At 67.8% G+C, this 8,862-nt stretch carries 9 protein-coding genes; 5 read left to right on the top strand and 4 right to left on the bottom strand.

Translation table 11 applies throughout. The features are described 5' to 3' along the window. The 3 genes from meaB to ACLBYD_RS24280 all read right to left on the bottom strand — a co-directional run. Window positions 1–845 (bottom strand): methylmalonyl Co-A mutase-associated GTPase MeaB (gene meaB / locus ACLBYD_RS24290; protein WP_447818424.1); only part of this gene is annotated, 845 nt, incomplete at its 3' end. Between the two features lie 13 nt (window positions 846–858). Continuing rightward, a complete protein-coding gene (locus ACLBYD_RS24285; RefSeq protein WP_447818423.1) occupies window positions 859–1,998 on the bottom strand; it encodes a thiolase family protein in 1,140 nt (379 codons plus the stop codon). Next, window positions 1,991–3,430, bottom strand: coding sequence for a class I adenylate-forming enzyme family protein (locus ACLBYD_RS24280; protein ID WP_447818422.1), 1,440 nt, complete (start codon window positions 3,428–3,430; stop codon window positions 1,991–1,993). Before ACLBYD_RS24280 ends, ACLBYD_RS24285 begins: the two co-directional genes overlap by 8 nt. A 64-nt stretch (window positions 3,431–3,494) precedes the next feature. Between ACLBYD_RS24280 and ACLBYD_RS24275 the strand changes: the two genes are divergently transcribed. Next, a complete protein-coding gene (locus ACLBYD_RS24275) occupies window positions 3,495–4,262 on the top strand; it encodes an SDR family oxidoreductase (protein WP_447818421.1) in 768 nt (255 codons plus the stop codon). After that, window positions 4,259–5,011, top strand: coding sequence for an SDR family NAD(P)-dependent oxidoreductase (locus ACLBYD_RS24270; RefSeq protein WP_447818420.1), 753 nt, complete (start codon window positions 4,259–4,261; stop codon window positions 5,009–5,011). Before ACLBYD_RS24275 ends, ACLBYD_RS24270 begins: the two co-directional genes overlap by 4 nt. Window positions 5,012–5,083: 72 nt before the next feature. Here ACLBYD_RS24270 and ACLBYD_RS24265 read toward each other — a convergent pair whose 3' ends face one another. After that, complete coding sequence (locus tag ACLBYD_RS24265) at window positions 5,084–6,019, bottom strand: zinc-binding dehydrogenase (RefSeq protein ID WP_447818419.1); 936 nt, start codon at window positions 6,017–6,019, stop codon at window positions 5,084–5,086. A 199-nt stretch (window positions 6,020–6,218) separates the two neighbouring features. Between ACLBYD_RS24265 and ACLBYD_RS24260 the strand changes: the two genes are divergently transcribed. The 3 genes from ACLBYD_RS24260 to ACLBYD_RS24250 form a co-directional block, all read left to right on the top strand. Next, window positions 6,219–6,410 (top strand): ferredoxin, encoded by a 192-nt coding sequence (locus ACLBYD_RS24260; RefSeq protein WP_026061764.1) that lies wholly within the window; start codon window positions 6,219–6,221, stop codon window positions 6,408–6,410. A 46-nt stretch (window positions 6,411–6,456) separates the two neighbouring features. After that, window positions 6,457–7,803, top strand: coding sequence for a cytochrome P450 (locus tag ACLBYD_RS24255; protein ID WP_447818418.1), 1,347 nt, complete (start codon window positions 6,457–6,459; stop codon window positions 7,801–7,803). A 28-nt stretch (window positions 7,804–7,831) separates the two neighbouring features. Further along, window positions 7,832–8,862, top strand: a 1,031-nt coding sequence (locus ACLBYD_RS24250; protein ID WP_447818417.1) for an amidohydrolase family protein, incomplete at its 3' end; no start/stop codon positions are given.

Genomic DNA, 8,862 nt, shown 5'->3' with positions numbered 1-8,862 from the left:
CGTGCGGCCGCCGAGTACGGATCGTCGCGGCCGTCCGCGACGGCCTCCGCCAGCGCCTCCAACTCCGGATGGTTGCGCAGGAGGGTGTGTGCCAGCGACAGGATCTGGCTGCGGGCCCGCGCCGCGCGACGCTCGGCGGTGTCGGCCCGCTGGTGCGCCTCGATCGCGTCGACGAGGTCGTCGACACCGTGGCCGGTCGCGGCGACGAGCTTGAGGATCGGGACCTTCACGTCGCCGCGGAGGTCGCGCACCGTCTGATCCGCACCGTCGCGGTCGGCCTTGTTGACGACGACGAGATCGGCGACCTCGAGCAGCCCGGCCTTGGCCGCCTGGACGGCGTCTCCCCCGCCGGGGTTGAGGATGACGACGGTGGGTTCGGCGACCGACGCGATCTCGATTTCCGACTGCCCCACTCCCACGGATTCGAGCAGGATCACGTCGTAACCCAAGGCTGCCAGCAATCGGATCGACGCGGGGACGGCGGCCGCGAGTCCGCCGAGATGTCCGCGGGAGGCCACCGACCGGACGAACACACCCGAGTCGCCGACGTGGGCGGCCATGCGGATGCGGTCGCCGAGCAGCGCACCGCCGCTGTAGGGGGACGACGGGTCGACGGCCAGCACCGCGACCCGCAGTCCCCGTTCGCGGTAGGCGGTGGTGAGCGCTCCGACGGTGGTGGACTTGCCGGCCCCGGGCGGGCCGGTGAATCCGACGACCCGCGCGCGGGCGGGTTCGAGCAGTACGAGCACCTCGTCCCGGCGCGGTCCTTCGACGAGGGTCAGCAATCGACCCGCGGCACGCGGGGAGCCCCCGCGTGCCGCGTCGATCAGTTCACCGATGTTCACGGCGTATCCCGGTTCACGGTGCCGGCACCTCGATCACGAGGGCCGAGCCCATGCCACCACCCGCGCACATCGACGCGACGCCGATGCCACCGCCGCGGCGGCGCAGTTCGTGGGTGAGAGTGACGAGCATGCGGGCGCCGGTCGCGGCGACCGGATGGCCGAGGGAGCAACCGCTGCCGTTGACATTGACCTTCTCGGGGTCGATCTCGAGCAGCTTGATGCACGCGACACACTGGGCGGCGAACGCCTCGTTGATCTCGAACAGGTCGACGTCGCCGATGGACAGACCGGCGCGCTGGAGTGCCTTCGGGATCGCCTCGACGGGAGCGAGTCCGGTGATCGCGGGGTCGACGCCCACCGATGCCCACGACAGCACCGTGCCGAGCGCGGGCAGACCGAGATCGCTGCTGGCGATGGCCAGCGCGGCCGCCGCATCGTTGCCGCCGCAGGCGTTGCCGGCGGTGATGCTGAAGCCCTCGATCTCGGGGTGCAGCACCTTGAGCGACGCGAGCTTTTCGAGGCTCGTCTCCCGGCGCGGGTGTTCGTCGGTGTCGAACAGGCCGTGCGGGGTGTCGATCGGGACGATTTCCTCCTTGAAGCGGCCCTCGTCGATGGCGCGGATCGCGACCTGGTGCGAACGCAGCGCCCAGGCGTCCATCTCCTCGCGGCTGATACCGGCCTTCACCGCGGCGTTCCAGCCGACGGTGATGGACATGTCGCGGTTGGGGGCCTCGGGGCTGTCGGGGTGGCTGGGCGACATCCACGGCACCCACTCCTCGCCCTTCCGGATGAGCGATCGCGGCGAGGTCGACGCGGAGTTGACGCCACCGGCGATCACGATGCGGTCCATGCCGGAGCGGATGCTCGCCGCGGCGGACTGCACGGTCGACAGGCTCGCCGCGCAGTGCCGGTTCTGCGCGAGCCCGGGCACGTGGGTCAGGCCGGCGGTGAGGGCCGCGTGCCGGGCGATCACGCCGCCGCCGTACAGGCCCTCGCCGAGGATCACGTCGTCGATCAGGTTCTTGTCGAGGTCCTCGGTGGTCGCGGTGACGATGTGCTCCGCGAGGGTGAACGCGTCGGTGTCGCGGAGCGTGCCCTTGACGGCGGTGCCGACCGGGGTGCGCAGGGCGGAAACGATCACGGCATCAGGCATGGGTGGCCTCCAGTTCGGCGAGAAGGGTGCGACGCAAGAGCTTTCCGGTCTCGGTCTTGGGCAGTTCGTCCCGGAAGACGATGTTGTCGGGGGTCTTCGAGGAACGCAGGCGTTCCTTGACCCACTGGCGGATCTCGTCCGGATCGCCGTCACCGACGAGGACGGCGACGATGCGTTGTCCCCATTCGGTATCCGACACGCCGATGACGGCGGCCTCGGTGATGCCGGGGTGGGCGAGCAGGACGTCCTCGATCTCGGCGGGGGCGATGTTCTCACCGCCACGGATGATGGTGTCGTCGGATCGGCCCTCGACGTACAGATATCCGTCGGTGTCGAGCCGGCCGAGATCGCGGGTGGAGAACCATCCTTCGGCGTCGAGGACACTGCGGTTGCCGTATTCGCCCGAGATCTGTTCGCCGCGGACGAAGATCAGGCCGGTTTCGCCCGCCGGGACGGGTTCGCCCTCCTCGGAACGGATCTCGATCTCGATGCCGGGAAGCGGGCGACCCACCGAACCGAGGCGGTCGCGGACGGCCGGATCGGTGGATTCGAAGGCGGTGCGATGGTCGTCGGGTCCGAGAACCGCCACGGACGAAGCGGTTTCGGTGAGACCGTAGGCATTGACGAAGCCGGTGTCGGGGAAGGCACGCAGCGCGTGTTCGAGGACCGGGCGCGGCGTGCGCGACCCGCCGTAGGCGAGACTCGCCAGCGTCGGGGTGTCGGCCGTCTCGTCGCCGAGGGCGGTCACGATGCGGGCGAGCATGGTCGGGACGAGCATCGCGTGGGTGACGCGTTCGCGCCGGACCGTCTCGAGCCAGACCTGCGGGTCGAAGGCCGGCAGGTACACCACCCGGCGGCCGGTGTAGAAGTTCGACAGCAGGTTGGTCAGGCCGGCGATGTGGTACGGCGGGACCGAGACGAGCGATGCGTCGGTCTCGGCGGCCGATCCGAACTCCATCGTGTTGAGCACGTAGGCGAGCAGGTGCCGGTGCCGCAGGATCGCGGGCTTCGGATCCGAGGTGGTGCCGCTGGTGTAGATGATCGCGGCGACCGTGTCGCCGTCCCACTGCGGTTCGAGTGGCGGCTCGGGATCTCCTGTGGCGTAGGAGTCGTCGACGAGGGCGTCGAGGTCGTCCTGCTCGAGCACGAGCGCACCGGGGTGCTTGGCCTTCAGTGCGGTGAGCTGCTGGTCGCCGAGGCGGTAGTTCAGCGGCACGAAGGGGACCCCTGCCAACGCCGAACCGAACAGCGCCACCGGATACGCGAGGTGGTTGGACCCCAGGTAGAGCACCGCCGGATGATTCCGGAACTGTGCGGCGGCACGACGTGCGAGGGCGTCGAGACCGGCAGCGGTGAGGGTCCGGTTCCCGACGGTCGCAACTGCTCGCTCGCCGGTGCTTGCGGCCATTTCTAGAATCATGCTTAGGTTCATGAGAACATTATTCTCACAGACAGAGAGCTTTACTTTCAAGAGCTCGGATCTCGAAGGAGGCAGCATGCAGGTAGCAGGAAGCTCTGCGATCGTCGTCGGCGGCACGGGTGGCCTCGGGCAGGCCACCGTCCGGCGTCTCCACGAGGCGGGCGCGAAGGTCGTCGTCGCCGACGTCAACGACGACAAGGGCAAGGAACTCGAGCAGGAGCTCGGTGTGCGATACGTGCGCACCGACGCCGGCAGCGAGGAATCCGTCTCGGCCGCCATCGCGGAAGCGGACTCGCTCGCGCCGCTGCGCATCTCCGTCGACTGCCACGGTGGCCCGGCCGGCGGCGGACGCCTCGTCGGCAAGGACGGCAGCGCCATGCCGCTCGAGAACTTCACCAAGACCATCGAGTCGTACCTGACGTCGTCGTTCAACGTCATGCGCCTGGCCGCCGCCGCCATCGCCAAGCAGGACCCCTTCGACGACGAGGGCTCCCGCGGCGTCATCGTGAACACCGCGTCCATCGCCGGCTACGAAGGCCAGATCGGACAGCTCCCCTACGCGGCCGCGAAGGGCGGCGTCATCGGCATGACGCTGGTCGCCGCACGCGACCTGTCGCCGCTCGGCATCCGCGTCAACACCATCGCGCCGGGCACGATCCTCACCCCCGCCTACGGCAAGGCCGGCGACCAGCTCGAGGCGTACTGGGGCCCGCAGATCCCGCATCCCAAGCGCATGGGCCGCCCCGCCGAGTACGCGACGCTCGTCGCGTCCATCGTCGAGAACGACTACCTCAACGGCGAGGTCATCCGCCTCGACGGTGCACTGAGGTTCCCGTCGAAGTGAGCCCGCTCGCAGGAAAGATCGCATTCGTCGCCGGTGCCAGTCGCGGCATCGGCGCGGCGATCGCCGTCGCTCTCGCCGAGGCCGGCGCGTCGGTGGCGGTCGCGGCACGCTCCGAGCAGGAGGGCAAGCTGCCCGGAACCATCGGCTCGGTCGCCGAGCGGATCACCCACGCCGGAGGCCGGGCCCTCCCGGTGCCGTGCGACGTCACCGACGAACGGTCCGTCGACGCCGCTATCGCCGCGACGGTCGCCGAGTTCGGCGGACTCGACATCCTCGTCGCGAACGCCGGGGTGCTGTGGATGGGGCCGATCGAGACGACCCCGGCGAAACGCTGGCAGTTGTGCCTCGACGTCAACCTCACCGGCGTGTTCACCGTGACCAAGGCGGCGATCCCGCACCTGCGCGAGCGCGGCGGCGGATCGATGATCGCGGTGACCACCAGCGGCGTGACGATGACCGACCGCGGCTCGAACGCCTACTGGGTGTCCAAGGCCGCAGTGGAACGGCTCTACGTCGGGCTCGCGGCCGACCTGCGGCAGGACAACATCGCGGTCAACTGCCTCGCGCCGTCGCGGGTCATCCTCACCGAAGGCTGGACCGCCGGCGGTGGCGGACGGGAGATCCCGCCCGAGATGGTGGAACCACCGGAGACGATGGGTGCCGCTGCGGTGCTGCTCGCGCAGCAGAATGCGAGCGGAATCTCCGGCACCGTGCAGCGTTCGGAGAGCCTCGTGTCCGCGAGGGGATGAGGTTCCCGCACGAAGGGAGGCCCTGCACTGGGCCTCCCTTCGTGTTTCCGGGTGCGGACCCGCTTCGACGGTTCAGCGGTCCAAGCGCGCGACGAGCCGTCCGGTCACCTCGTTGCGACGGAGACGTTCCAGCCCGTCGCCGATCTCCTCGAAGCCGATCTCGGTGTATGCGGGTTCGATCTCCCGTTTCACGAACAGGTCGTACACCTCCTCGATGTCCTCGACGGTCCCACCGAGGGAACCCACGAGCGTCCTGCCGAGGATCGTCGGAGTCTTCACGGTGAACGTCGGCAGGCCCAGACCGACCTGCACCACGGTGCCACCCCGGGCGACGGCGTCGATCGCCTTCTGCGTGGTGTCGAAACCGGCGTAGTCGACCACGAGGTCGAATCCTCGGCCCGCCCATTCGGCCGCGTCCCGCACGACGTCCGTCACGCCGGCCTGCCGGGCGAGATCCCATGCCGATTCCTTCGTCTCGGCCACGTGCACCTCTGCACCGGCCAGAACGGCCGCACGGGTTCCGATCTGCCCCAGACCACCGTAGCCGATCACGCCGACCTTCATCCCCGTCGACGCACCACCGACCTTGATGATGGCGTGGTACGAGGTCATTCCCGCATCCGTCGCGAGGGCGGCCAGTGACAGGTCCAACCCTTCGGGCACCCGGGCGAGATCGCGGGCATCGGCGACCAGCTTGTCGGCGAACCCACCGTGGGAGAACATGCCGAGCGGCGGACGCACGCCCGACGAGCAGACCCCGACGACGTCACCGATGCTCCAGCCCTCGACCCCGTCGCCCAGTGCGCTGATGACGCCGGCGTTCTCGTGTCCCTGCGTCATGGGCAGGAACGGCATCGTCTCCTCTCCGACCTCCATGTACATCAGGTCGCTGTGACACAGTCCGGCCGCCGCGACGTCGATCACCACCTCGCCCGGGCCGGGTTCCGGTTCCGGAACCTCGTTCAACGAGATCGGTCGCCCGGCTCCTTCGAACTGCCATGCCCTCATATCTGCACCGTCCTCATGCTCCACTCCTTCGTTCATACCTCTTGCAGGTCTACACCTGTGACATTACTGTTCTCGCTAACCGGAACGGCATTCTTGGAACAAAGATCGTGAAAATGTGTACAGGGAACACGGATCGAGTCGCGGTGCAGTTCCGAGCCGACTGCAGGACAACAGAATTCGCCGACGATCGGAGAACGTCATGAAGGTGGAAGTCGATCCTCACCGGTGCCAAGGACACACACTGTGCGCCATGGCCGCCCCAACGCTCTTCGAGCTGAGCGACATCGACGGGCACGCCACAGCCGTCGACACCGAGGTGCCCGCCGAACTCGCCGAGTCCGCCCGCGAGGCCCATCGCAGTTGCCCCGAACAGGCGATCTCCGTCCTGTGACCACACCCGACCCCACCATCCACCGGATCCACGAGAGGGCGACACCGTGAGCATCGACGAGGCCTCGGTCGACACCGACCACCGCACCCCCGTCTACCAGTTCGACAGGCACGCACCGGACTACCGCGACCGTTTCTCGGAGATCACCACGGAGATGCACTCCAAGTGCCCCGTGACCTGGTCCGACACGCACGGAGGTCACTGGGTCGCCGCCGGCAGCGAGGCGGTGTTCACCCTCGCACGCTCGGCGAACATCTCCAACGATCACGACATCAAGGGAGTACGGCGGGGTTACAAGGGGATCATGATCCCCACCGCAGTCCGGGCGTCCGGTGTGCGCGGCGGGATCCTCGAGATGGACGACCCCGAACATCGGGAGTTCCGTGCGGTACTCAATCCGTATCTGTCCCCCGCCGCCGTGAAGAAGTGGGTTCCCCTCATCGACGAGGTGATCCGCGCGTGCCTCGACGAGAAGATCGAGACCGGCAGCATCGATTTTATCGACGATCTGGTGAACATCGTTCCCGCCGTCATCACGCTCGCGATGCTCGGTATCCCGGTCGCCAAGTGGAACGTCTACTGCGAGCCGGTCCACGCCGCGATGTACACGCCGCCGGACTCACCCGACGTCCACCGCGTCGCGGAACTGCACCGCGTGATGGGAATGGATCTTCTCGCCAGCCTCCACGAGATCCGGGAGAATCCCCGTCCCGGCATGGTCGACGCCGTCGCCCGGGCCACCATCGACGGAGAGACGCCCGACGATCTCGAACTGCTCGGCGTGCTGAGCCTGCTCATCGGCGGCGGTTTCGATACGACGACCGCCCTGACGTCGCACGCCCTCGAATGGTTGTCGCAGAATCCCGACCAGCGCGAGATCCTCAGCGAGCAGCGCGACACGCTGCTGGATTCCGCGACCGAGGAATTCCTGCGCTTCTTCTGCCCCTCGGCCGGCGACGGACGCACCTTCTCCGCCGACACCGAGCTCGACGGCGTCGAGTTCAAGGAGGGGGAACGCATCTGGCTCTCCTGGGCGATGGCGAACCGCGATCCGGAACTGTTCACGGATCCGAACGAGATCGACCTGGAGCGCAAGGGCAACCGGCACTTCAGCTTCGGACTCGGAGTGCACCGCTGCATCGGATCCAACCTGGCGCGCACGATGTTCAAGCGGATGCTGCTCGCAGTGCTTGACCGGATGCCCGACTTCCGGTGCGATCCGGAAGGCACGGTCCACTACGACTCCATCGGAGTCATCCAGGGCATGCGGCAGCTTCCGGCCACCTTCACGCCCGGTCCGCGCCTCGGCGACGGACTCGACGAGACCCTCGTCCGGATCCAGAAGATCGTCGACGAGCAGGGAATCGCAGCGCCGGTGACGGCACAGAAGTAACCGGTACCGGCTGCGGAAAGGGATCCTCATGAAGACCGAAGACATGGTGATGATCAGCATCGACGACCACGTCGTCGAACCCGCGGACATCTTCGAGAAGCACTTCCCCAAGAACCTGATGGACCAGGCTCCCAAACTCACCGCCCATCCCCGCAACCCCAACGTGCAGGCCTGGCAGTTCCAGGGCACCGTCGTCGGCAGTTCCGGCCTCAACGCGGTCGTCTCCTGGCCCAAGCACGAATGGGGCATGGACCCCACCGGTTACGCCGAGATGCGACCGGGCGTCTACGACATGGACCTGCGCGTGCGCGATATGGACGCCAACGGCACCCTCGCCGCGACCCTGTTCGCCACCTTCCCCGGCTTCGCCGGCACCCACCTGGCGAGCCTGCCCGACAAGAAGCTCTCCCTCGCCGCCCTGAAGGCGTTCAACGACTGGGTCGTCGGCGAGGTCCCGGACGCCCACCCGGGGCGGTTCATCCCCATCGGCATCGTCCCGTTCTACGACGCCGAGGAATCGGTGAAGGAGATCGAGCGCATCGCCGCCATGGGATGCCGGTCGATCAGCATCCCGGAGACGCCCTACGGCGTCGGCGAGGGCTATCCCGACTTCAAGTCCGGGCACTGGGACCCGATCTTCAAGGCATGCGTCGAGCACAACATCGTGCTGTCCCTGCACATCGGCGGCGGCATCAACCTCGTCAAGCGCCCGGCCGGTTTCAACATCGACGACATGATGATCCTCACGCCGCTCATCTCCACCATTGCGGCCACCGACATCATGCTCAGCGGTGCCTTCCAGAAGTTCCCCGATCTGAAGGTCGCGATGAGCGAGGGCGGGGTCGGCTGGGTCGCCCCGTGGCTCGACCGCATCGACCGGCACATCGTCAACCAGTCCTGGACCGGCACCAGCTTTCTGCCGGCCGGGATGAGCCCGACGGACGTGTGGCGCAAGAACTTCCTCGCCTGCTACATCACCGAACCGAGCGGACTGAACAACCGTCACCGGCTCGGCGTCGACACCATCGCGTGGGAATGCGACTACCCGCACTCCGACTC

This window comes from Rhodococcus sp. C26F (assembly GCF_053345925.1).
The sequence above is the reverse complement of the archived record's forward strand: the minus strand, read 5'-3'. Positions and strand labels throughout refer to the sequence as shown.

What these genes read in the sequence shown, in the direction of transcription:
- ACLBYD_RS24285 (WP_447818423.1), bottom strand. Translation starts at nt 1,998, where the DNA reads ATGCCTGATGCCGTGATCGTTTCCGCCCTGCGCACCCCGGTCGGCACC.
- ACLBYD_RS24280 (WP_447818422.1), bottom strand. Translation starts at nt 3,430, where the DNA reads ATGAACCTAAGCATGATTCTAGAAATGGCCGCAAGCACCGGCGAGCGA.
- ACLBYD_RS24275 (WP_447818421.1), top strand. Translation starts at nt 3,495, where the DNA reads ATGCAGGTAGCAGGAAGCTCTGCGATCGTCGTCGGCGGCACGGGTGGC.
- ACLBYD_RS24265 (WP_447818419.1), bottom strand. Translation starts at nt 6,019, where the DNA reads ATGAGGGCATGGCAGTTCGAAGGAGCCGGGCGACCGATCTCGTTGAAC.
- ACLBYD_RS24260 (WP_026061764.1), top strand. Translation starts at nt 6,219, where the DNA reads ATGAAGGTGGAAGTCGATCCTCACCGGTGCCAAGGACACACACTGTGC.